The organism is Nocardia harenae NBRC 108248, assembly GCF_001612885.1.
Lineage (GTDB): Bacteria > Actinomycetota > Actinomycetes > Mycobacteriales > Mycobacteriaceae > Nocardia > Nocardia harenae.
The window spans coordinates 211415-233155 of record NZ_BDBH01000004.1 but is presented as its reverse complement, the minus strand read 5'-3'; the positions used below and the strand labels follow the sequence as shown (position 1 = coordinate 233155).

The following is a 21741-nucleotide window of genomic DNA, read 5'->3' as shown; positions in this document are numbered from 1 at the left end:
GATAGCAATCAAATGGTTGCCATAAAGGAGCACATCATGAGCTTTCCCGATCGCATCGTCCGCACCGTCGACCTCGCGCACCGGCCCGCCGCCGTCTGGGCTGCCATCACCACCGCCGAGGGGCTCGGCGGCTGGTTCGGCGACAGCGCGAGCATCGACCTGCGCCCCGGCGGCGCCGCACAGCTCACCTGGTCGGGTGAGCACACCGCGCACCTGCGGGTGGAGCGGGTCGAGGAGCCGTCGGTCTTCGGCTTCACCTGGCACATCCACGGCCTGCCCGAGGAGGATCCGCGCCGCACCTACGTCGAGTTCACCCTGGAACCCACCGGCACCGGCACCAGGCTCACCGTGGTGGAGACCGGGTTCGCCCAGCTCGGCGCGGACGCACACAAGATCGCCTTCGACGGCAATACCGACGGCTGGGCCAAGGAGCTCGCCGAGCTCGACCGGTACCTCGATGCCGCCTGAGCCGGAGGCCACCGCCGAGCGGGTCTTCACCGCGCTCGCCGACCCGAGCAGGCGCGCGATCCTCGCCGAGCTCGCGGCGGCGGGCCCGGCCACCGCGACCGACCTCGCGGACCGGCTCCCCATCACCAGGCAGGCGATCGCCAAGCACCTCGCCCTGCTCGCCGAGGCGGGGCTGGTGATCGCCGAGCCCGGCGAGCGCCGCCGGGTCCGCTACCGCCTCGATTCCGCCCCGATGCGGGTGGCCCAGCAGTTCCTCGCCGCGCTGGCGCGGGATTGGGACGGGCCGCTCGCCGCACTCCGCCACCATCTCGATACCCAGGAGGGAAAACCCCATGAGTACAGCTGATTTCACCGTCGCCATCACCGTCGACGCCACCCCCGCCGATGCCTTCGCCGCCGTCAACGACGTCCGCGGCTGGTGGTCGGAGACGATCGAGGGCAGCTCCGGCGCGGTGGGCGACAGCTACCGCTTCGAGGTGCCCGGCGTGCACCGCTGCACCATGACCACCACCGAGTCGGTCCCGGGCGAGCGCCTGGTCTGGCACGTGACCGACTCGTTCCTCTCCTTCGTCGCGGACACCGCGGAGTGGGAGGACACCGACGTGGTCTTCGACCTCACCGAGCGCGACGGCCGCACCGAGATCCGCTTCACCCACGTCGGGTTGCGGCCGTCCGGGGAGTGCTACGACGTGTGCGCCAACGCCTGGGGTGGCTACCTCACGACCAGCCTGCGCGACCTGATCACGACCGGGTCGGGCGACCCGTTCCGGCGCGGGACCACCCTGGCGACCGAGGCCGCCAAGCACGGCAATACCGAACTCCTCGGGCTCGCGTGATGCGCTGACCCGCGACGCCGCCCGCGCGACCCGCACTGCCCGTCGGCGATCCGACCGGATTCCGGCGGCAACGGAGGAGTAGCCGTATGCCCGTCGTGGACGAGGAATCCAGCGGCACGTTAGGCTAATGGTCATTAGCCCGCACCTGCCGATGGGCGGGCGAGACTCCGAAGGGCGCGCCATGACGGTGGAGCTGTCGTATTCGGACGAGGTCACCGGCCTCGTCGCCCGCACCGAGGCCTTCGTGCGCGAGGTGGTGCTCCCGGTCGAGGACGCCAATGGCGGCGATATCGCCGTCGCGGGCTCCGACAAGATCCGGGTGGAGCTGCAGGGCGAGGCCAGGAGCCGCGGTGTCTTCGCCCCGCACGCGCCGGTCGAGTACGGCGGGCTCGGGCTGGGCATGAGCGATCGCGCCCCGGTCTTCGAGGCCGCCGGATACTCGCTCTTCGGGCCGCTCGCGGTGAATATCGCCGCGCCGGACGAGGGCAATGTGCACCTGCTCGCGCACGTCGCCGACCCGGCGCAGAAGCAGCAGTTCCTGGCGCCGCTGGCCCACGGCGACCAGCGCTCGGCCTTCGCCATGACCGAGCCCGCCCCCGGCGCCGGCTCCGACCCCTCCGCGCTCACCACCCGCGCGGAGAAGGCGCCCGGCGGCTGGAAGATCAACGGCCACAAGTGGTTCATCACCGGCGCGGACGGCGCCGGGTTCTTCATCATCATGGCCCGCACCGCGGGCGCGCCGGGCGACCGCGGCGGCGCCACCATGTTCCTCAGCCCGGCCGACGCGCCGGGGCTGCGGGTGGAGCGCCACATCGGCACGCTCGACCGGTCCATGGTCGGCGGGCACTGCGAGGTCTTCTTCGACGATCTCTTCGTCCCCGACGAGGCCGTGCTCGGCGCGGTCGACCAGGGCTTCGCCTACGCCCAGGTGCGGCTCGGTCCGGCCCGGATGACGCATGTCATGCGCTGGCTCGGCGCCGCGCGGCGCGCGCACGACATCGCGGTGGCGCACGTGGCGCAGCGCCGCGGCTTCGGCTCGGCGCTCGGCGATCTCGGCATGGTGCAGCAGCTGGTGGCCGACAACGAGATCGACATCGCCGCCACCCGCGCCCTGCTGGTGCGCGCCTGCTGGGAGCTGGACCAGGGCGAGCCGGCGGCCGATGCGACCGCTATCGCCAAGACCTTCGGCGCCGAGGCCATCGGGCGGATCGTGGACCGTTCGGTGCAGATGTGCGGCGGGCTCGGCGTCTCCGACGACCTGCCGCTGGCCCGGCTCTCCCGCGAGGTGCGGCCCTTCCGGATCTACGACGGGCCGTCCGAGGTGCACCGCTGGGCGCTGGCCAAGCGGGTCGTCGGTGCGGCCAAGCGGGCCGCACGGGAGCAGGCGCGGTGACCGCCACCGTGCACGAGGGGCTGGATCTGGTTGCGCTGCAGCGGTTCTTCGCCGAGCGGGGTGTCCCGGTCGAGGGCGAGCTGCGGGCCGAGCTCATCTCCGGCGGCAAGTCCAACCTGACCTTCCTGATCGCCGACGACCGCACCCGCTGGGTGCTGCGCCGCCCGCCCACCGCCGGGCTCACCCCGTCGGCGCACGACATGGCGCGCGAGTACCGGGTCTGCCACGCGCTGCGGGGCAGCGGGGTGCCGGTGGCACCGACGGTCGCGCTCTGCACCGACGAGCGGGTGATGGGCGCGCCGTTCGCGGTGACCGGGTTCGTGGAGGGGCGGGTGGTCCGCACCGCCGACGACCTCGCCGCGTTCGCCGACGCCGAGGTCACCGCCTGTACCGACGAGCTGATCCGGGTGCTCGCGGCGCTGCACGAGGTCGAGCCCGGCGCGGTCGGGCTGGACGGCTTCGGCCGCCCCGAGGGGTACCTGACCAGGCAGGTCACGCTGTGGGGGCGGCAGTGGGAGCGGGTGCGGACCCGCGAGCTGCCCGACCTGCACCGGCTGCACGACCGGCTCGCCGCCGCGATCCCGGCCCGCTCGGCGGTCGCGATCGTGCACGGCGACTACCGCATCGACAACACCATCCTGGCCGCGCCGGGGCGGGTCGCGGCGGTGGTGGACTGGGAGCTCTCCACGCTCGGCGACCCGCTCGCCGACCTGGCCCAGATGTGCACGTACCGCCACCCCGCGCTCGATACCGTCATCGGCGTGACCGCCGCCTGGACCAGCCCCCGGCTGCCCGCCGCCGCCGAAATCGCCCAGCGCTACGCCGAGCGCACCGGGCGTGACCTCGAGGCGTGGGGCTTCTACCTGGGGCTCGCGCATTTGAAGCTGGCGGTGATCGCCGAGGGGATCACCCATCGGCACCGGGCGGGGGCGACCGAGGGGGACGGGTTCGAGCACGCGCATCGGGCGGTCGGGCCGCTGGTGGCGGCGGGGTTGGCGGCGCTCGGGGAGTAGCGACGGCGGGCGCGACCTCGCCGTCGAACGCTCGAGCACCGCCGCTTCCGGCGCGAGCGCGGGGTCCGCGCCGGCGTCACCGCCCCCTCACCCGTCGCCGTCGACGATCCGCTGCACCAGCGCACCGTAGCGCCGGATCAGCGCCTCGTCGTCGATGGCGGCGGGGTCGAGCAGCTCCAGGTGCCGGAGCGCGGCGGCGAGCCCGAGCAGCTGGGCCATGACGAGCTGGCTGCGCAGCCGGTCCGGCGCGGTGTCGCCGATCCGCCCGGCGACGACGTCCAGGTAGCGGGTGCGGATATCGGCTCGGGTGCGCGCCGGATCCTCGGACTCCCGGATGAGCACCGGCGCCATGGCCCACGGCTCCGGCTCGTCGGCGCGGCGCCGTTCCACCAGCCGCCGCACCATGAGGAAGCCGGGGGGTTCACCGGCAGGCGGAGGCGCGTCGTCCAGGGCGGCGCCGGAGGGGTCGGCCGCGGCGAACAGCTCGGCCTTGCTGCCGGTCAGCTTCATGACCAGGGCGGGGGAGCAGCCCGCCGCGGCGGCGATGTCCTTGATGGTGGTCGCGGTGTACCCGCGGCGGGCGAAGAGCTCGCGGGCGGCCGCGATGACGGTGTCGCGGGAGGAGCGGTCGCTCACCGGACGGCCAGCAGCGCGGGGTCCAGCTCGAAGTCGACGGCGGGCGGCCGGGTCAGCACGGCGACGTGCTTGGTGGCGGTGCGCCGGTCGGCGGCGAGCACGGTCACCAGGTAGCGCCCGCTCGGCGGCTGCGCCAGCTCGTAGCTGCCGTCACCGCCGGTGACCGTGGCCGCCACGTACTCCCCGGTGACCTTGACCAGGCTGATCATCGCGCCCGCGCACGGCACCCCCGCCGCCGTGACCCGGCCCCGGAGGCTGAGCCGCCGGGTGAGCACCACCCGCGGCCGCTCGGAGCCCGCGGCGAGGTCCATCACCCGGGATTCCGGCGCCCACCCGTCCGCGCCGGTGATCACCAGGTACGGCCCGGGCGCGGGCAGCACCACGGTGAACTCCCCCGCGTTGTCGGCCCGCCCCCAGTCGGCGGGCTCGCCGGTGGTGCGCAGCACGGTGACCACCGCGTGCCGGATCGGCTCGCCGCCGCTGCCCTGCACCGTGCCGGTGACCACCAGCTCGTCCGGGATCCGCTCGTCGTCGGGTGCCGGATCGGCGGGCGGCTCGACCCGCGGAATGCAGAGCGCGACCGCCGTCGCTACCGCGGCCGCCACCGCCGCGATCACGAACACCAACTGGAAGGCCGCGAGCGCGGGCAGCCGCTCCCCGTTCACCTCCACGGTGACGGTGGTGAGCAGCGCGGCGATGAGTGCGCTCGAGGTCGCGGTGCCCACCGAGCGCAGCAGGGTGTTGAGCCCGTTCGCCGACGCGGTCTCGGTGATCGGCACCGACCCCATGATCAACATGGGCATGGCCGCGTAGGCGATGGCGGTGCCGACCACCACGAACATGGCGCCGCCGATGATCAGCGGCACCGAGCCGTTGAGCAGCGCGCGCACCACATAGGCGACCGCGAGCAGCGACGTCCCCGCCACCAGCGTGTGCTTGGCCCCGATCCGCCCGATCATCCGCGCCGAGACCGGCGCGAACACCACCATCATGAGCCCCGCCGGCATCATGCAGAGCCCCGCCGTCAGCACCGAGAGCCCGAAGCCGTACCCGGTGCTCGCCGGCATGGTCAGCTCCTGGGTGGTCGCCAGCATGTTCGCGTACATGGAGACGCCACAGAGCAGCGCCGCGACATTGGTGAGCAGCACCGGGCGCCGCGCGGAGGTGCGCAGGTCGACCATGGGCAGGCTCACCCGCAGCTCGAACGGGAACCAGAGCGCGAACCCGAGCACCGCGATCGCCGCAGCGCCGAGCGTGTACCCACTGGTCCATCCCCACGAGCCGCCCCGCGAGATCACCAGCAGCAGCGCCACCAGCGCGATCGAGAGCAGCACCGCCCCGCCGATGTCGAAGCGCCCCCGGGTGCGCACCGCGGACTCCGGCACCACCGCGAGCACCGCCGCGAAGAGCGCCGCCGCCGCGATGGCGGAGAGCCAGAAGATCGACTCCCAGCCCAGGTGCTCGTAGAGCACGCCGGGCAGCGGCAGCCCGAGCGCCGAGCCGATGCCGAGCGTCGCGCTCATCATGGCCGTCGCGCCTGCGACCTTGCCCCGCGGTAGCTCGTCGCGCAGCATGGCGATGCCGATCGGCACCAGCGCCGAGGCCAGCCCCTGCAGCCCGCGACCGACCAGCACCGCGAGGAAGGTCCCGCCGACCGCGGCGAGCACCGACCCCGCCACGATGGTTGCCAGCGAGACCAGCATCATCAGCCGCTTGCCGAACATATCCGCGAGCCGGGACAGGATCGGCGTCGCCACCGCCGCGCTGAGCAGCGTGATCGTCACCAGCCAGGAGGCGCTCGCGTAGTCGACCCCCAGAATCTCCGGAAATGTGCCGAGCAGCGGCACCACCAGGGTGTGCTGCAGCGCCACCACGATGCCGGAGAGGCAGAGCACCGCGGTGAGCAGCCGATTCGGCGGCGCTTTCGCCGGACTGTGCACACGGGCTCCTTACCGAGACAAACGAACGTTCCCTGTGAGGTGAACACACGTTCACCTCTGGATGCAACCGGGAATGCGCCGTGCGACCATCGGGGGATGACATCGTCGCCGACCCTGACCGCCGTCTCGGTGCGGGAGCTTGCCGAGAGTGCGCTCGGCGCGTCGTTCAGCACGCTGGATGCGGACGGGGTTCCGTCGACGCCCCTTGTCGTCGTCGAACTCGACGGCATCGGCCGGGACGCCTCGGTGGTGCGAGCCGCTACCGCGGTGCTCGCGCACCCGGCGAGCCCGGTCGCCATCGGTATCGCCACCCGCCGTCCGCCACCGGCGGCCGAGCCGCTGCTGCAGGCGCTCACCTGCACGCTGGGGCCGGAGGAGTGGTCACCGCAGGTGGTCGCCGCGCCCGGCAGCCTGCCGTCGATCGCCGCCGCGGTCGACCGGGCGCCGCTCGCGGCGCTGGCCATGAACGGGCTGCTGCGGCTCACCGCCGGTGCGCCGGTGGGGCCTGCGCTGGTCGCGGAGTCGCTGGCGTACTCCATGCTGCTCGCGGGTGCGGAGTTCGCCGCGTGGCGCGCCGCCCGGCCGGTGCGGCCGATTCCCGCCCCGAGCGCTCCGCCGGTACTGGCCGAGCGCAGCGGGAATCGGCTCGACCTCACGCTCAATCGGCCCGAGCGGCGCAATGCCTTCGCGCGGGAGGTCCGCGAGGCGCTGCTGGAGGCGCTCGATATCGCGGCGCTCGACCCCGATGTGCGGGAGGTGCACCTGCACGGGGCCGGGCCGGATTTCTGCAGCGGCGGCGATCTGGACGAGTTCGGGACCGCCACGCACGGGCCGACCTCGCACGCCGTCCGGCTGCAGCGCAGTGCCGGGTACGCGGTGCACCGGCTGGCGACCCGGCCGGGGACGACCGTGCACGCGCATCTGCACGGGGCGTGTATCGGGGCCGGGCTCGAGGTTCCCGCCTTCGCGACCCGCGTGCACGTCGCCGCCGATGCTCGGCTGCGGCTGCCGGAGTTGTCCATGGGGTTGGTGCCGGGGGCGGGCGGGACGGTCGGGGTGGTGCATCGGATCGGGCGCTGGCGGGCGGCGTGGATGGTGTTGACCGGGGCGTATGTGGATGCGGCGACCGCGGTGCGGTGGGGGCTGGCGGATTCGTCGCGGGAACGGGAGTAGGGCCGCGGTGCTGCCGGAGGCCGATGCCGAGCGGGCGCTGGCCGGGTGGGCGCGCTCGGGTGCGATGGCGCTGACCGGGTACGCGGCCGGGCCTCCCCTGGCCGCGCCCGGAACGCCCGCCCTCGCGGTCGAGCGAGCGCTGGAACGGGTCGCCGCCGCGGCGGCCGTGCGCACCGGCAGCGCACCGGAACTGCCCGGGGTCGCCCTGCTCGGCGAGCGCGCCGCGTTCACCGGCTTCGCTCGCAACGCGCCCCTGTCGTGCGGGGGCGGCTTCCGCGCGGTGCCCGCACGCGACGGGTTCATCGGCCTGTCCCTGGCCCGCCCGGACGACATCGCCCTCGTCCCCGCGCTGGTCGAGAGCGATGAATGCGCCGATCCCTCGGCCGCGCTCGCCGCATGGGCACGGAATCTCCCGGCCCGGGTCGCCGACGACCGCATCGCCCTGCTCGGCCTGCCGGGTGGCGCACTGGGCTCCCCCGCCACCCGGAAACCGGTCCTCCGCACCACCGGCGGCCGCCGAGCGCGCCGAGCCGAGCGACCCCGCGTGATCGATTTCAGCGCCCTGTGGGCAGGCCCGCTCTGCACCCACCTGCTGACCCGGACCGGCGCCGAGGTCATCAAGGTCGAGAGCCGCAGCCGCCCCGACGGCGCCCGCACCGGTCCCACCGCCTTCTACGACCTCCTGCACCACGGGCAGCACAGCGTCGCGGTCGATTTCGACGACGCGGCGGAGCGCGACCGCCTGGCCCGGCTGGTCGCCGGTGCCGACCTCGTGGTCGAGGCGTCCCGTCCGCGCGCCCTGCGCCGCCTCGGCCTCGACGCCGACGCGCTGGTGGCCGCCGGAGTCTCCTGGCTGTCGATCAGCGCCCGCGGCCGCGGGTCCGACCGCGTCGGCTTCGGCGACGACATCGCCGCCTGCGCCGGGCTGCACGCCACCGCGGGCGGAACCCCCCTCCCCTGCGGCGACGCCCTCGCCGATCCCCTCACCGGCGCGGTGGCCGCCGCCGAAGCCGCCGAAGCACTGCTCGACGAGCACGCCCGCCTCATCGATATCTCCATGCACGACCTCGCGGCCGAGACCGCCGCCGGGCCGATCCCCGCGCACACCGTGGCGCTGCGCGCCGGACAGTGGTGGGTCGAGTGTGCGGCGGGCGAGGTCCCGGTCGCCGCCCCCGCCCCGCGCGCCGCACCCGGCCCGGCCCCGGAATCGGGCGCGCACCCCCTGGAGTCACTGCTGTGAGCTGGCTGATCCGCGATGTCTCGCTCGCCGACGGCCGCGCCGGCCTCGACGTGCGCCTCGGCGGCGGGGTGATCACCGAAATCGGCCCCGGACTGCGCACCGGTGCGGAAACCGAGGTAGACGGCGGCGGCGGCGTCCTGCTGCCCGGCCTGCACGATCACCACATCCACCTGCACGGCGCGGCGGCAGCCCGCGAATCCATCGACTGCACGGGCGGTTTGGCTGCGCTGACCGGTGCGAGCTCCGCCCGTATCCGCGCGGTGGGAGCAGGCGTCTCGGTCGACAGGCACACCCTGGACCGGCTGGTCCCCGACCGGCCGGTCCGCGTCCAGCACCGCTCCGGCGCCCTCTGGATGCTCAATACCCCGGCGCTCGCCGAACTCGCCCCCCTCCCCCACCTCCCCGGCGTCGAACGCGATGCCGCCGGCGAGCCGACCGGCCGGCTCTGGCGCCTGGACTACCTGCTGCGCGGGACCTGGCCTCCCCGAGGCGATCTCACCGCCCTCGGCCGCGAACTCACGGCCTTCGGCATCACCGGCGTCACCGACGCCACCCCCGGCCTCACCGAACCCCCCGCACTGCCCCAGCGCGTCACCCTACTCGGCGCGCGCAAACTGCTGCTGCACGACCACGACCTCCCCGGCTACGACGAGCTCCGCGACCGGATCGCGGCGCTGCACCGACGCGGCCTCCCGGTGGCGGTGCACTGCGTGACCAGGGTCTCGCTACTGCTCACTCTGGCTGTGCTGGACGAGGTGGGCATGCTCCCCGGTGACCGGATCGAGCACGGCGCCGTCGTCCCCGACCCGGAGCTACTGCGCGGCCTGACCGTCGTCACCCAGCCCGGATTCGTGGTCGCCCACCGCGAAAGATATCGCGCGGAGGTCGATCCCGAGGACCTCCCGCACCTCTACCCCTACGCAACCCTGCTCGCCGCCGATGTCGCGGTGCTGCCGAGCAGCGACGCCCCCTACGGCCCGCTCGACCCGTGGGCGATCATGCGCGCGGCCGCGAGCCGGGACCTCGGCCCGCACGAGCGCGTCCCGGTACGCACCGTACTCGACGGATTCCTGCGCGATGCCTGCCTCCGCCCGCGAGCAGTCGCCGTCGGCGCGCCCGCGGATCTCCTCGTGCTGGCCGCACCCCTGCGCACCGCACTCGACACCCCGGACGCGGCACTGGTCCGGCTTGTCTGGATCGACGGACAGCTCGCGAGCCACCGGTGACCACCGTGCCGCCCGATCAAAGCAGGCGACGCCCGGAAACGTCAGGGTCACCGGTTCCGCCGGCGCGCACGCACGGGTCCGGCTAGGGGATGTGGCGGGCGATCTCGCGCAGGGTGGCGAAACGCGATTCGAGGTAGTCCAGCTCCGCCTGGTCGACCACCGTGCGCTGGATACCGGCCTCGACCAGGAACGCGCCCTGCCGATGGTCATCGATCGCGTCGACCTCGATGGCGATCGCGACGTAGTCGGGGGCGCCCGGCATCGGGTCGGCCAGCACCCGCGCGCTACCGTGCGCGGTCAGCGCGACATTATCCCCGCCGAGGATGGTCAACACCACCTCCGAGCGGGCCCGCAGCCGTGCCAGCGAGCCACGATTCTCCCGCAGGCTCAACAGGATTCGCCGGTCACCCGCTCGGACCGGCCACGAGACCGGGATCGCGTGCAGGGCGTCGTCGGCGGTCGTCAGGACCGCGATGGTATCGCGCGGCCACGACGGCAGGACCGGCAGCGAGGGGTGCTCGGCCCCCTCGGACGCCTGCCCTACGGGGCGCGGGCTCGCAGTGCTGGGCAGTGGGTGTGACGCCGTCACCTTGTTCTCGCTGATCTCACGTCCCCCTCACGTGCCGAAGCGTTCGTCCCGGTGTGCATTCTACGCCGGTCGCGCGGCGCCAGGGAACCGACGAGGGCGACGGGCGCCCACCGTCGATATTCGCCGGGTCCGGTTCGGCGCCCCCGCCACCCGGCGGCCGTCACGCCACGGTCGCGGCAACCACGATGTACCCCTTCGGATCCCGCCACACCGCGCCCGGCCGCTCGGCGAACCAGCGCTCGACCTCGTCCGACACGTCCCCGAGAACCTGTGCGCGACGTGGCTCGCCTGCCGCGACCCCGCAGAACGAGAACAGCGCCTCGGCGAAGGCGATCAGCGGCCGCGGCCGGTCGAAAATCAGGGCGTTGTCGTAGTTCTCGACCGTGACGTCACCGAACACCTCCCGCATCATCGGCGGCAGGGTAGCGCTGTGCACGGCGTCGTTGAGCATGCCGTCCGGCGGTCGCAGGCCGTGGCTGCGCGCGTGCAGGCAGACCAATTCTCTCGTGCGGGCGCAGGTTCGAGCGTGGTTGACGGTCAGCACCACCGTCCCGCCCGGCCTGGTGACCCGGCGCAGCTCCCTGAGCGCGGCGGGCGGGTCGGGCACGTGGTAGAGCATGTGCCGAGCGGTGCAGACATCGAATTCGTCGTCGCCGAAGGGCAGGGCGCGGATATCGCCGGGGACGCCGTCGACACCGGGAACCGCGTTCGCGGCGGCGATCATGGCGGGAGCGGTGTCCACCCCGACGAGCCGCCCCGCGTGCCCGCCCGCGCTCAGCCGCGCGAGGAACCGGGCATCACCACACCCGATATCCGCGAGATCCTCGGCACCGGTCAACCGCACTGCCGCGAGAACGGCCGCGGCGGGGTCGTCGGCCCGCTCCGAGTAGTCGCGATGCGCGGCTATCCGGACCTGCAACGGCGTCGGATCGGCGTACTCGCTCGCCAGCGACGGACCGCTCATATCGGCTCACCGGCCGAGACGGGCAGCGAGGCCACCTGGCTCCGCATCGGCGATGAACACCCACAGCACATCGAGCAGCGCCTCCTCCGCGTGCACGGGACCCCGGCCGGTCCGGCTTTCGAGGTCGCGTCAGTAGACCAGATCGGGCGGTGGGTTCGCCGGCGATCAGGCCGGGGACAGCACGGTGGCGGGCACGACGATGCTCGGCGCGGGCTGCCCCGGCGCGGGCGGCGGGAGGGTGTCGATCGCCCGGGCCACGAGGTCGTAGACGGCGGTGGCGAGTTCGGGGTCGTCGGCGGAGATGCCGCCGTGCGCGTTGTGGTCGAGCGCGACGAGGTAGTCGGCCATCTGCTCGCCGGTCAGGTCGATGCGGACCATGCCGTCGGCCTCCGGGACCAGCGTCACCGGGTCCTCGACGCCGGGATCGCCGAGCCGGACGTCGGTGCGCTGCCACACCTGCTCGGGCATGTGCAGTTCGAAGCGCGGGACCGCGGCGGCGCGGTCCTCGCGGCCGAGTTGCTCGGGCGGCGATTCGGCGCATCCCGCGAGCAACGCCAGCCCCAGCACGCCCGCTATCAGCCGTGCCCTGGAGAATCCCGCGACCATCTGCCCGTCCCCTGTCCCGCCGTCTGTCCGCCCTCGCATTTCCACCGGCGCGGCCGCGTAAACGTAGCCGCTCCGAGCACGTGTTATGTTCTACGGACATCGAACGTGACCCACGCCACTGCGGAGGCGCAATGAGTACACCGCATCAGTTCGACCGGCTCGCCTCCCTGGTGGCCGGGGTGGCGCCGGTGGCGCGCACACCGCTGGACTCCCCGTACGACATCTCCGGCGAGCTCTTCGCCGCGCTGCGCCACGTGCTGCACGACGTCGGCGGCCAGCCCGACCTCCCGGTCCCCTACCTGGAGAAGACCGAGGAGGCATGGGAGATGAACACCTACGTCACCTGCGAGTGCCTCGGCTGGCGCGGGGTGTGGAACTCCGAGGAGCGGCGCCGCGCCGAGAACGACCTCGGCGCCACGCTCTACTTCGGCCTCCCCTACTACGCCCGCTGGGCCATGGTCGCCGCCAAGACCCTGGTGGCGAAGGGGTACATCACCCCCGACGAGCTGAGCGCCAAGCTCGACGAGGTCCGCGGCAGGCAGGCGGGGCGGTGACCGGCCGCCGGTTCGAGGTCGGCGACCGGGTGACCGTGCGCGAGGCCACCACCCTGTTCCACACCCGCACCCAGCTCTACACCCGCGGCCGCACCGGAACCGTCGTCGAGCACCGCCCGGAGTGGGTGATCCCCGAGGACGAGGCGTGGGGCCGCGACGACGGCCGCACCGAGCCGTTCTACGTGGTGCGCTTCCGCCAGCACGACCTCTGGCCCGGCTACACCGGCTTCCCCGCCGACACCCTGCAGACCGAGATCTCCGAACACTGGCTGACCCCCGCACAGGAGGACGACCCGCAGTGAGCCACGACCACGACCACACCCCCATCGAAACCGCGGGCCAGATCAGCGAATTCGAGGTGCTGGAGACCGCGATCCGGGAGCTCGCCATCGAGAAGGGGCTCTTCTCCCGCGAGGACCACCGCCGCTTCGCCGAGTGGGCCGAGACGGTCGGCCCGCACGGCGGCTCCACACTGGTGGCGAAGGCATGGACCGACCCCGCGTTCAAGGCCCGGCTGCTCGCCGACGGCACCGAGACCTGCAAGGAGGTGGGGATCGACTGGCGCGACCCCACCGGCTCCGGCACCCCCAGCGACTACACCTACTTCTACGTCCTGGAGAACACCCCCGAGGTGCACAACGTCATCGTCTGCACGCTGTGCTCCTGCTACCCGCGCCCGGTGCTCGGCATGTCCCCGGACTGGTACCGCACGCCGAACTACCGGAGGCGGCTGGTGCGCCGGCCGCGCGAGGTGCTCGCCGAATTCGGGCTGCACTTCCCGGCCGAGGTGGACGTGCGGGTGCACGATTCCAACCAGAAGTCGCGGTTCATGGTCATGCCCATGCGCCCCGCGGGCACCGAGGGCTGGACCGAGGAGCAGCTGGCCGCCATCGTCACCCGCGACACCATGATCGGGGTCGCGCTCCCGCAGGTCGGCTGGACCGCGCGGAAGCCGCCCAGCCAGGCCGCGGACGCCGTGCCCGGGGAGGTCCGCGCATGACCACCCCCTACGACGTCCTGCTCGCCACCCTCCCGGCCGGCGCCGAGCGCGAGCGCACCCTGCCCGACCTGGACCGCAGGCCCGACCCCTGGGAATCGAGTATGCAGGCCACCTGCGAGTGCCTCTCCTGGCGCGGTGCACTCGACAACCTGGAGCGCAGGCACGCCGAGGACGCGCTCGGCGAGACGCTCTACCGCGATTTCCCGGTCCGCACCCGGTCGGCGGTGGTCACCGCGCACACCCTGCTGGAGCGCGGTGTCATCGCGCCGGACGAGCTGGCGGCGCGGATGGCGGCGGTGCGGGAGCGGTTGCATCGGGAGTAGCGGGCGGGTGACGCCGTTTCGCCCGGCACCCCCCGGGTAGAGCAGACCTACTGCTCCGAGAGATGGGTGCCGCACGGCGAACGACGATGACCGAGAACGATATCGAAGGCGCCTACCTGGCCGCCGGACTCGCGCTCCTGCTGGCGGCCACCCTCCCCCGCCTCTTCAAGGACCGCGCCATCACCGCCCCGATGCTGGTCGTCGCCATCGGAGCCCTGGCCGGGCTCGCGATCGGCAGGACCGGCATCGACGTGGTCTCCCCGCTCGCGCATCCGGCGGTGATCGAGCACCTTTCCGAGCTGTGCGTGATCGTGGCGCTCATGGGTGTCGGGCTGGCGATCGACCGGCCGCTGGACTGGCGCACCTGGCGCTCCACCCGGCGCCTGCTGCTCATCGCGATGCCGGTGTGCATCGCGGCGGTGGCGGTGTTCGGCTGGTGGGCGGTGGCGCTGCCGCCCGCGGCGGCGGTGCTGCTCGGCGCGGTGCTGGCCCCGACCGATCCGGTGCTCGCCTCGGACGTGCAGGTCGAGGGGCCGACGCCGGGCGAGGGGTCGGACGAGGAGGACGACGAGGTGCGGTTCGCGCTCACCTCGGAGGCCGGGCTGAACGATGCCCTCGCCTTCCCCTTCGTCTACCTGGCGATCATGCTCGCGACCGCGGGGCCGGTGCTGACCTGGCTGCCGGGCTGGGTGGCATGGGAACTCATCGGCAAGGTGGTGCTCGGCGCGGCGGCCGGATTCCTCGCAGGCGATCTGCTCGGCCGCGCCTTCTTCCGCTTCCCCCTCCGCAATGCCAGGCTCGCCGACCGCGGTGAGCCGATCGTGGCGCTGGCGGCGGTGCTCGCGGTGTACGGGTGCACCGAGCTGATCGGCGGGTACGGCTTCATCGCGGTCTTCGCCTGCGCCATCGCCATCCGCCGGATCGAGCGCGACAACGACTACCACGAGGAGATGCACAGCCTGGTCGAGCAGCTCGAGCACGTCCTCACCCTGGTCGTGCTGCTGCTGCTCGGCGCGGCGCTGACCTCGGGGCTGCTGGCGGCGCTGGACTGGCGGGGCGCGCTGCTCGGCGTGCTGCTGGTCTTCGTGGTGCGCCCGGCGGCGGCCTGGCTGTCGCTGCGCCGCTGCCCGGAGCTGGATGCCGGGGAGCGCCGGGTGACGGCGTTCTTCGGGGTGCGCGGCATCGGCTCGGTGTACTACGTCGCCTACGCGCTCGCGCAGGCCGATTTCGGGCAGGCGGGCGAGACCATCTGGGCGGTCACCGCGTTCACCATCGTGCTCTCGGTGCTGGTGCACGGCGCCAGCGCGGGGTGGGTGATGAGCCGGCTGGACCGGGAACGCAGCGTGCCGACCTGAGCGCTACTCCGGCGCCGCCCCGAAGAAGTCGGTGAAGCCGCTCGGCCGGTGCACGCCGATCACGCCGTGCTCGTAGAGCCCCCACCCGGCCTGCGGCTCCTTCCCCTCCTCGTGCCACACGGCGCGCCCGACATTGTCGGTGAACCCGAAGGGCAGCCTGCCGACCACCTCGGGGGCGCTCATGTCGTAGTCGCGGCGCTCGGTGAAGTTCTCGCCGTGCCACTGGCCGTGCAGCCAATCCGGGTCGGGGCTGTACCCGCCGCCGACGCCGATGGCGAGGAACAGCTTCGACTCCAGCTCCACCCGCACCTCGACGCCGTCGCGGGTGCGCAGCGCGAGCGTCCCGGTGGCGGGCAGCCGGGTGCCGGGGTGGTAGCGGGTGCGGACGAGCGGCCAGCCGAGCTGCTCGGTGCGGCCGTCGGGCCAGATGCGGTGGCAGTCGTTGAGGCTGCGCTCGCCGTCGGCGTCCTCCTGGATGATGATCACGACGGCGAAGTCCTCGAAGGCGATGGGGGCGTAGAGCCACCACATGCCGCCGAAGGACGGGTCGGCCGGGCGTCCGGCGGGCTCGGCCTCGCCGATCGGGCGCAGCCCCCAGGAGCGGTCGCGGGTGCCGGTCCAGCGGTCGGGGGTGACCTCGTAGGTGGTGCCGTCGACGCTGATCGTCCCCTCCCAGGTGCCGACCTGGGCGAAGCGCTGCGCGTCGATGATGGTGCGGTGGCTGCCCGAGCGCATGACGTGGCGCTGCTCGGGGATGGCCGGGAACGAGGCGCGCCAGGTCATGTCGACGGCGATGCCGTCGGTCTCGGCGATCACCAGCCGCGAGGTGGCCAGCGGCTCGATCACCTCGAGCCGATAGTTGCCGCAGTGCTGGTTGAGCCGGTCGCTGTCGATGGCGTCGCCGAAGTGCAGGGCGATCTGCTCCGCGCCGCGGCGGAGTACCAGGAAGGCGTCCTTGGTGCCGAGGTTCGGGTAGTAGCCGATGCCGGTGATCAGCATGAGCTCGCCGGAGTGGTCGAGCGCGTTCCAGTAGGAGCGGTCGTAGAAGTTGCGGTCGCCGCCCACCCATTCGATGGGCGCCGGGATCTGGTGGATGGGGTACTCGTCGAGCGGGAATACCCCGGGCGCGTGCTGCACGTTCGGCTCCTCGGATTCGGTTCAGGGACGGCTGAGCAGGGTCACGATGCCGCGGTCGCCGTCCACCCGGACGCGGTCGCCGGTGCGCAGCGCGGTCGTCGCCACCAGGGTGTTCACCACGCAGGGCAGGCCGTACTCGCGGGCGACGACGGCGCCGTGCGAGACCGAGCTGCCGATATCGGTGACGAGCGCGGCGATCACCGCGAAGTACGGCGTCCAGCCCACGTCGGTGACCGGGGCTACGAGCACCTCGCCGGGCCGGAGTTCGCGCGCCTCGACGATGGACTGCGCCACCCGGACGACGCCCGCCACCACCCCGCGCCCCGCCGGTCGCCCGGCGAGTTCCCCGGCCGCCGGGACGGCGACGGCGGCGCGCGGCGGCGCGGGCTCCGGCCGCCCGACCGAGACGTCCGGGAAGTGCAGCGCGGCCTGGAACGGCAGTGCCCGGCGGCGCTGCTCCGCCCGCGCCACCAGCGCGGTGTCGCCCGCCACGAGCCGGGCGAGCTCGGCGCGGTCGAAGAAGAAGACCAGGTCGGAGTCGGGGAGGTCGCCGCGCTCGCTCAGCACCGCGCCGAGGTGGCGGTAGCCGCGCTTGAGCCGGTGCGCGACCTGGGCCATGCGGGATTTCGTCTCCTCCCGGCCCCTCGCGCCGCCCTGTGCGAGCCGGGCCAGGATGCCGAGCGCGCCGCGGCGCGGGCCGGGGGCGGCGGTGTCGTCGCGCTCCGGCGCGGGGGCGCGCAGCATGATCTGCATCATCGAGCCGAGGCCGTCCGGGTCGTCGGCCCAGGACGGGTCGCGCATGCACAGCTCGCGGTAGCCGCGGTGGCCGTGCCGCGCCAGGAACCCGCGCAGCGCCGCACCCGCCGGGCCCGCCGCCGCCGCCAGCCGTCCGACCGCGTCGGCGGGCGCCGCGGCGAGGAACGCCGCGGCGGCATCCGGATCGGTGGCCAGCAGGGTGATGACGCCGGTCAGCTGCTCGACCATGACGACGCTCTCGACGCCGGTCGCCCCGGCCAGCAGCCGGATGGCCTCGGCGCGCCCGTCCGCTTCGCTCGCACCCCGCCGGACCGCCGCGCGGATCAGCCGCTCCTCCAGGATGTTCGCCGCCACTGCCGCCCGCGACGACGAGCGCACGTGCGTGAGCGTCACCCTGCGATACAGCTCGACGCCTGCTTCCAGCCGGGCCAGGATCACCCGCGGATCACGCCCGGAGATCGGCGGAAACCCGTCGATCTCGGCGGGCAGCCGCCGGATGGCCGGACCCACGCCGAGCGTGAAAGCACTCAGCCGCACCGTATTCCGCAACCGCTGCCCGAACGGCCGGGGCGGCGCCGCCGCGAGCTCCTCGACCACCCGTCCGCAGACCGAGAGCGAGAACTGCTCGCGCGAGTTGCCGAGAATGCCCGAGCTCAGCGCGGTCCCCTCGGTGAGATTCAGGAACATGTGCCCGTAGAAGTAGCCGACCTGCGGCCAGCGCTCCTCGTACCCCCGCTGCACCCCGCCCGCGACCTGCACCATCTGCATGGCGTAGTCGATGGCGTGGCCGCTCACCGCCGCGGTGAGCGGGCAGAACGCGCCCGGCATCATCTCGCCGATATTGCAGCGGGTGTAGACGTGGCCCGGGGAGACCGGGGTGTCCATCTCGTCCAGCTCGCCGGGCAGGGTGGTGATCGGGCGGGCCTGCAACCACCACAGCGTCCCGGCGCGGTCGATGGCCCACTCCAGATCGAGCGGCCGCCCCCAGTGCTCGGCGGCCAGCTGGGCGCCCCGGCGAATGGCGGTGAGCCGGCCGGGCGTGAGCACCGGGCGCGGGCCGACCTCGCTGGTCACCGGCGTGCCGGTGGCGGTGAGGACATGGTGCTCCGAGTGCGCGGAGCCGTCCACCAGGCTCTCCCCCAGCCCGTGCACGGCGTCGATCACCAGCAGGTCGCGGCGCCCGGAGACCGGGTCGGCGGTGAAGACCACCCCGGCCGCGGCGGCGTCGACCAACTGCTGGACCACCACGTGCATGGCGCCGCCCGCGCCGTAGTGCGCCGCGCGGCCATCGGCGGAGGCGACGCAGCGGTGCACGGCGGCGACCAGGTCGCGCTCGGTGCCGACGCCGAGCACCGTCTCGTACTGGCCCGCGAAGGAGAGCTCGGCTCCGTCCTCGCCCGCGGCCGACGAGCGCACCGCCACCGGCGTCGATCCGGCCACCCGCATGCGCGAGAATCGTTCCATGACGGCAGCAGCAGGGACCGCGGCGGCGTCGGCGATGGCGAAGCCGGGCGGCACCGGCAGGCCGAGCCGCATGAGTTCGGCGAGCCCGCGCGCCTTGCCGCCGAAGCTGTCGTCCGTGATGTCGCGCAGGTCGGCGACGACGGGTCCGGGTGTGCCCACCCGGGAAACGTTACGCGTGGCACGGAAATGACGGGCGAGAATGGCCGGCCCCGCGACACCAGGATCGATGCGGCGGTCCTGAGCGCGGCGGCCGAGCTGCTCGCCGAGGTCGGCTACGCCGATCTGACCATGGCCGCCATCGCCGACCGGGCGGGCACCTCGCGTCCCGCCGTCTACCGGCGCTGGCCGAGCAAGGCGCACCTGGTGCACGAGGCGGTGTTCCTGGAGGCCGACACCTCGGCCGTCGCCGCCACCGGCTCGCTGGAGGCCGACCTGCGCGCGATCGTCACCCGGACCGTCGCGCTGCTCACCTCGCCGCTGGCCCGGCTCGCGGTGCCGGGGCTGATCGGCGAGGCCGCCGCCGACGCCACCCTGAACCAGCGGCTGCTCGACCGCTTCGCGGCGCAGGGCTGGCGCGGGCTGGACGGCCACCTCGCCGCCGCTGTCGAACGCGGCGAGCTGCGGCGGGGGTACGACGGCGGGGTGCTGCTGGAGGTGGTGATCGGCGCGGCGCTGGCCGCCCTGCTCTTCCGCGGGCCGGACGGCCTCGGCGACGACTGGGTGGCGAGCACGACGCGGCTGCTGCTCGACGGGTTGCGCGCGCCCTGATCGGCGACGCCGGCCCGGAGTGACGATCCGGATGGTGCCGGGCCGAGCTGCGAAGCGCACCCCGACCCGGACCACCGGTATCCGAATCGCCCGGGTCGTGGCGGCTCAAGCCGAACCCGGACACTGCGAGTGTAGCCGAAAGCTAGGGACTTTGGTCCTCGAAATGGCATTGATTTCGGTGAGTTTCGGCGGGTACCGCGGATTCCCGCTCCACCTGCGAGGTTGCCGAGGGCGCCCCGGGCGGGCAAGTCCCAGTTCCGGGACAGCACGACGCTGTCACCGGCCCCGGCTACGTTCTGCCGCATGAGAATTGCGCTCCGGGGCCAGGCCGGACCGCGCACGACATTCTCGAATTGCTGCGCACCGCACCGGCATCCGGCTCCTTCGCCACTGACGGCACCCGGACCGCCGAGGTGGACGGGGTCGGCCCGCCGGCCGCGCCGGTCCCGCCCGAGCGGGCGGAAAAGGAGTCGACGGCGCCGCGGGCGGATTGATACCGTGCCATCGACCGTGATTCGCACGCGAGGAGGTGAGCACCATGTTCGTTGCAAACAGGTGGGTGCTCCCACTCGTGTCCACGGTCGGGCGGCTGTCGTAGGTGTCGCCGGGAGCGCCCGGAATCGGCACTTCCGAGAGGCACTACCATGCACTTCACCTCCGAGACATCGTCGAACGGTGTCGTCGAACGGCACTTCACGCTGGACGGGATCACCGGCGTGCTCTGGTCACCCGCGGCCGCCACCGCGGGTGCGCCACTGCTCCTGCTCGGCCACGCGGGCGGCATGCACAAGCGGGCGCCCGGGCTGGTCGCCCATGCCGCGCACAGCGTCACCACCGCCGGGTACACCGTGGCCGCGCTCGACGCCCCCGGCCACGGCGACCGGCCCCGCACCGAGCGGGACATGCACTGCGGCGAAGCCATTTACCGGGCGAGGGCGGCAGGCGAGCCCATCGCCCCGATCGTCGCCGATTACAGCTGGTGGGTGGCCGAGCGGGCGGCACCCGAATGCCGCGCGGCGCTGGACGCCCTGCGAGAACTCCCCGAGATCGGCGCCGATGCCCCGATCGGCTACGGCGGCATGACGCTGGGCGTGGTCACCGGGCTGCTGCTCGCGGCGGCCGACCCCCGGATCGGGGCGCTCAGCCTCGGCGCGGTCTTCGTCACCGAGCCGCTGCTCGAGGTCGCCGGGCGGATCGGCGTCCCGGTACAGTATCGGATCCCGTGGCACGACGACGATTTCGACCGCGCTTCGGGGCTCGCGCTCTTCGACGCCTTCGGCTCGGCCGAGAAGACGCTGCACGCGCACGCGGGCCGCTACCACGAGGTGCCCGCGTCCGAGCGTGCGAGTTCGACGGCGTTCCTCGCCGAGCACCTGGGCCGTGGCGTTCCGGCCTGAGCCCAGGGCGGAATCGGCGTCCGGCTCCGCGCCGGGCGCCGGTCCCGCCGGCTATTCGTCCGCGTTCTCCGGCTCGTCCAAGAGCTGCGCCTGGCCGGTGACCACGGTGGTCAGGATCTCCCGCGCCACCCGCAGCAACTCGGCGACCTGCGGCGACGTCAGCGCGTAGGTGACCGAGAGCCCTTCGCGGCGGGCGGTGACCAGCCCGGTGCGGCGCAGGATGGCGAGCTGCTGGGAGAGATTGGCCGGCTCGACGTCGACCTCGGGCAGCATCTCCGCCACCGTGTGCTCGCGCTCGCTGAGCAATTCCAGCACCCGGATCCGCGCCGGGTGCCCGAGCGTCTTGAAGAAGTCGGCCTTCATGCGGTACAGCGGCCGGCGCACACCGCCCACGTCGACCCTCCAACCAGCGCACCGGCGCACCGAAGATTTGCTCGCCAACCCTAGCAAATCGCCGACGCCGGACCCCTCGGCCGCGCCGAGCCGCCGATCAGACCTCGAGCTCCCTGGTGACGGCCGCGAGGCTGTGCCGCGCGAGCGCCAGGTTGCCGCGGCCGCGGTCGAGCACCACGTAGACGAAGAGCCCGTTGCCGGTGGGCCGCAGCAGGTGGAACTGGGTGCGCAGGGTGATCAGGATGTCGTCGATCTCCTCGTTCAGCCCGAGGTCGCCGATGGTCCGCATCTTGGCCCGCACGATCTCGGTGGTGCCCGCCGCGGCCAGGTCGATATCGAAGTCCCTGGAGCCGCCCGCCGTGCCGAGCGGCATGCCGCTGCCGTGGTCGACGACGGCCGCGGCGATCGCGCCGTCCAGCATCATCAGATCCTTCAACGCGACTTCCATGTGGGCCACAGCGATTCCTTCCGTCGGTGCGCCCACCGTACTCCATGAGATGCGCAATTGCA

24 protein-coding genes are annotated in these 21741 nt (G+C 73.3%); 15 read left to right on the top strand and 9 right to left on the bottom strand.

Annotated features, from left to right (window positions below):
- The first annotated feature begins 36 nt into the window (after positions 1-36).
- The 5 genes from NH2_RS07215 to NH2_RS07195 all read left to right on the top strand — a co-directional run bounded on the left by NH2_RS07215 (position 37) and on the right by NH2_RS07195 (position 3710).
- Positions 37-468, top strand: a complete 432-nt coding sequence (locus NH2_RS07215) for an SRPBCC domain-containing protein (protein WP_067650194.1) — start codon at positions 37-39, stop codon at positions 466-468.
- Positions 458-814 (top strand): ArsR/SmtB family transcription factor, encoded by a 357-nt coding sequence (locus NH2_RS07210; RefSeq protein ID WP_067650191.1) that lies wholly within the window; start codon positions 458-460, stop codon positions 812-814. The genes NH2_RS07215 and NH2_RS07210 overlap by 11 nt, the downstream gene beginning before the upstream one ends.
- Entirely contained in the window at positions 801-1304 is a 504-nt protein-coding gene (locus NH2_RS07205; protein ID WP_067650188.1) for an SRPBCC family protein, read from the top strand. The genes NH2_RS07210 and NH2_RS07205 overlap by 14 nt, the downstream gene beginning before the upstream one ends.
- 181 nt (positions 1305-1485) lie before the next feature.
- On the top strand, positions 1486-2697 hold the full coding sequence (locus NH2_RS07200; protein ID WP_067650185.1) for an acyl-CoA dehydrogenase family protein: 1212 nt from the start codon (positions 1486-1488) through the stop codon (positions 2695-2697).
- The gene (locus tag NH2_RS07195) at positions 2694-3710 is read left to right on the top strand and encodes a phosphotransferase family protein (RefSeq protein ID WP_067650182.1); all 1017 of its coding nucleotides are present in this window, start codon (positions 2694-2696) and stop codon (positions 3708-3710) included. The genes NH2_RS07200 and NH2_RS07195 overlap by 4 nt, the downstream gene beginning before the upstream one ends.
- An 87-nt stretch (positions 3711-3797) precedes the next feature.
- Here NH2_RS07195 and NH2_RS07190 read toward each other — a convergent pair whose 3' ends face one another.
- Positions 3798-4346 carry a TetR/AcrR family transcriptional regulator gene (locus NH2_RS07190; protein ID WP_067650179.1) on the bottom strand — a complete coding sequence of 183 codons (549 nt, stop codon included), beginning with the start codon at positions 4344-4346 and terminating at the stop codon, positions 3798-3800.
- Positions 4343-6286: an MFS transporter gene (locus NH2_RS07185; RefSeq protein WP_067650176.1), complete on the bottom strand. Its 1944-nt coding sequence runs from the start codon at positions 6284-6286 to the stop codon at positions 4343-4345. The genes NH2_RS07190 and NH2_RS07185 overlap by 4 nt, the downstream gene beginning before the upstream one ends.
- A 96-nt stretch (positions 6287-6382) precedes the next feature.
- On the opposite strand from NH2_RS07185, the gene NH2_RS07180 reads away from it, so the two are divergent.
- Genes NH2_RS07180 through NH2_RS07170 form a run of 3 tightly spaced genes read left to right on the top strand, consistent with a single transcriptional unit; the run spans position 6383 to position 9925 of the window.
- Positions 6383-7459 (top strand): enoyl-CoA hydratase/isomerase family protein, encoded by a 1077-nt coding sequence (locus NH2_RS07180; protein ID WP_067650173.1) that lies wholly within the window; start codon positions 6383-6385, stop codon positions 7457-7459.
- A gap of 7 nt (positions 7460-7466) precedes the next feature.
- The gene (locus tag NH2_RS07175) at positions 7467-8699 is read left to right on the top strand and encodes a CoA transferase (protein ID WP_218021669.1); all 1233 of its coding nucleotides are present in this window, start codon (positions 7467-7469) and stop codon (positions 8697-8699) included.
- Positions 8696-9925 carry an amidohydrolase family protein gene (locus NH2_RS07170; protein WP_067650167.1) on the top strand — a complete coding sequence of 410 codons (1230 nt, stop codon included), beginning with the start codon at positions 8696-8698 and terminating at the stop codon, positions 9923-9925. The genes NH2_RS07175 and NH2_RS07170 overlap by 4 nt, the downstream gene beginning before the upstream one ends.
- Positions 9926-10007: 82 nt before the next feature.
- Here the strand turns inward: NH2_RS07170 and NH2_RS07165 are convergent, their stop codons facing one another.
- From NH2_RS07165 to NH2_RS07155, 3 genes are all read right to left on the bottom strand, one after another.
- Positions 10008-10514: a hypothetical protein gene (locus NH2_RS07165; RefSeq protein WP_245650463.1), complete on the bottom strand. Its 507-nt coding sequence runs from the start codon at positions 10512-10514 to the stop codon at positions 10008-10010.
- Positions 10515-10674: 160 nt separating this feature from the next.
- Positions 10675-11478, bottom strand: a complete 804-nt coding sequence (locus NH2_RS07160) for a class I SAM-dependent methyltransferase (RefSeq protein ID WP_067650164.1) — start codon at positions 11476-11478, stop codon at positions 10675-10677.
- Positions 11479-11643: 165 nt separating this feature from the next.
- Positions 11644-12084, bottom strand: a complete 441-nt coding sequence (locus NH2_RS07155; RefSeq protein ID WP_157103643.1) for a hypothetical protein — start codon at positions 12082-12084, stop codon at positions 11644-11646.
- Between the two features lie 131 nt (positions 12085-12215).
- Between NH2_RS07155 and NH2_RS30285 the strand changes: the two genes are divergently transcribed.
- The 5 genes from NH2_RS30285 (at position 12216) to NH2_RS07130 (ending at position 15316) form a co-directional block, all read left to right on the top strand.
- Complete coding sequence (locus NH2_RS30285; protein WP_067650158.1) at positions 12216-12638, top strand: SH3-like domain-containing protein; 423 nt, start codon at positions 12216-12218, stop codon at positions 12636-12638.
- A complete protein-coding gene (locus tag NH2_RS30280; protein ID WP_067650155.1) occupies positions 12635-12940 on the top strand; it encodes an SH3-like domain-containing protein in 306 nt (101 codons plus the stop codon). The genes NH2_RS30285 and NH2_RS30280 overlap by 4 nt, the downstream gene beginning before the upstream one ends.
- Positions 12937-13638 carry a thiocyanate hydrolase subunit gamma gene (gene scnC / locus NH2_RS07140; protein ID WP_067650152.1) on the top strand — a complete coding sequence of 234 codons (702 nt, stop codon included), beginning with the start codon at positions 12937-12939 and terminating at the stop codon, positions 13636-13638. The genes NH2_RS30280 and scnC overlap by 4 nt, the downstream gene beginning before the upstream one ends.
- On the top strand, positions 13635-13961 hold the full coding sequence (locus NH2_RS07135) for a nitrile hydratase subunit beta (RefSeq protein ID WP_067650149.1): 327 nt from the start codon (positions 13635-13637) through the stop codon (positions 13959-13961). Before scnC ends, NH2_RS07135 begins: the two co-directional genes overlap by 4 nt.
- 86 nt (positions 13962-14047) lie before the next feature.
- Positions 14048-15316, top strand: coding sequence for a cation:proton antiporter (locus NH2_RS07130; RefSeq protein ID WP_067650145.1), 1269 nt, complete (start codon positions 14048-14050; stop codon positions 15314-15316).
- 3 nt (positions 15317-15319) lie between these two features.
- Here the strand turns inward: NH2_RS07130 and NH2_RS07125 are convergent, their stop codons facing one another.
- Together NH2_RS07125 and NH2_RS07120 are read right to left on the bottom strand one after the other, a co-directional pair.
- Entirely contained in the window at positions 15320-16453 is a 1134-nt protein-coding gene (locus NH2_RS07125) for an Rv3169 family protein (RefSeq protein WP_067650143.1), read from the bottom strand.
- Between the two features lie 21 nt (positions 16454-16474).
- Positions 16475-18832, bottom strand: coding sequence for a PEP/pyruvate-binding domain-containing protein (locus NH2_RS07120; RefSeq protein WP_067650140.1), 2358 nt, complete (start codon positions 18830-18832; stop codon positions 16475-16477).
- 27 nt (positions 18833-18859) lie between these two features.
- Between NH2_RS07120 and NH2_RS07115 the strand changes: the two genes are divergently transcribed.
- Together NH2_RS07115 and NH2_RS07110 are read left to right on the top strand one after the other, a co-directional pair.
- Positions 18860-19441: a TetR/AcrR family transcriptional regulator gene (locus tag NH2_RS07115; protein ID WP_067650137.1), complete on the top strand. Its 582-nt coding sequence runs from the start codon at positions 18860-18862 to the stop codon at positions 19439-19441.
- 644 nt (positions 19442-20085) lie between these two features.
- Entirely contained in the window at positions 20086-20838 is a 753-nt protein-coding gene (locus NH2_RS07110) for a dienelactone hydrolase family protein (protein ID WP_067650134.1), read from the top strand.
- 51 nt (positions 20839-20889) lie between these two features.
- On the opposite strand, the gene NH2_RS07105 is transcribed toward NH2_RS07110, so the two are convergent.
- Together NH2_RS07105 and NH2_RS07100 are read right to left on the bottom strand one after the other, a co-directional pair.
- On the bottom strand, positions 20890-21201 hold the full coding sequence (locus tag NH2_RS07105; protein ID WP_067652422.1) for an ArsR/SmtB family transcription factor: 312 nt from the start codon (positions 21199-21201) through the stop codon (positions 20890-20892).
- 127 nt (positions 21202-21328) lie between these two features.
- Complete coding sequence (locus NH2_RS07100) at positions 21329-21679, bottom strand: hypothetical protein (protein WP_369690039.1); 351 nt, start codon at positions 21677-21679, stop codon at positions 21329-21331.
- Positions 21680-21741: the final 62 nt, after the last annotated feature.

Bases quoted from the DNA above. Each gene is read 5' to 3' on its own strand.
- NH2_RS07215 (WP_067650194.1), top strand. From the start codon at position 37: ATGAGCTTTCCCGATCGCATCGTCCGCACCGTCGACCTCGCGCACCGG.
- NH2_RS07210 (WP_067650191.1), top strand. From the start codon at position 458: ATGCCGCCTGAGCCGGAGGCCACCGCCGAGCGGGTCTTCACCGCGCTC.
- NH2_RS07160 (WP_067650164.1), bottom strand. From the start codon at position 11,478: ATGAGCGGTCCGTCGCTGGCGAGCGAGTACGCCGATCCGACGCCGTTG.
- NH2_RS07100 (WP_369690039.1), bottom strand. From the start codon at position 21,679: ATGGAAGTCGCGTTGAAGGATCTGATGATGCTGGACGGCGCGATCGCC.
- NH2_RS07205 (WP_067650188.1), top strand. From the start codon at position 801: ATGAGTACAGCTGATTTCACCGTCGCCATCACCGTCGACGCCACCCCC.
- NH2_RS30285 (WP_067650158.1), top strand. From the start codon at position 12,216: ATGAGTACACCGCATCAGTTCGACCGGCTCGCCTCCCTGGTGGCCGGG.
- NH2_RS07135 (WP_067650149.1), top strand. From the start codon at position 13,635: ATGACCACCCCCTACGACGTCCTGCTCGCCACCCTCCCGGCCGGCGCC.
- NH2_RS07155 (WP_157103643.1), bottom strand. From the start codon at position 12,084: ATGGTCGCGGGATTCTCCAGGGCACGGCTGATAGCGGGCGTGCTGGGG.
- NH2_RS07105 (WP_067652422.1), bottom strand. From the start codon at position 21,201: ATGAAGGCCGACTTCTTCAAGACGCTCGGGCACCCGGCGCGGATCCGG.
- NH2_RS07200 (WP_067650185.1), top strand. From the start codon at position 1,486: ATGACGGTGGAGCTGTCGTATTCGGACGAGGTCACCGGCCTCGTCGCC.
- NH2_RS07180 (WP_067650173.1), top strand. From the start codon at position 6,383: ATGACATCGTCGCCGACCCTGACCGCCGTCTCGGTGCGGGAGCTTGCC.
- NH2_RS07130 (WP_067650145.1), top strand. From the start codon at position 14,048: ATGACCGAGAACGATATCGAAGGCGCCTACCTGGCCGCCGGACTCGCG.
- NH2_RS07110 (WP_067650134.1), top strand. From the start codon at position 20,086: ATGCACTTCACCTCCGAGACATCGTCGAACGGTGTCGTCGAACGGCAC.
- NH2_RS07115 (WP_067650137.1), top strand. From the start codon at position 18,860: ATGACGGGCGAGAATGGCCGGCCCCGCGACACCAGGATCGATGCGGCG.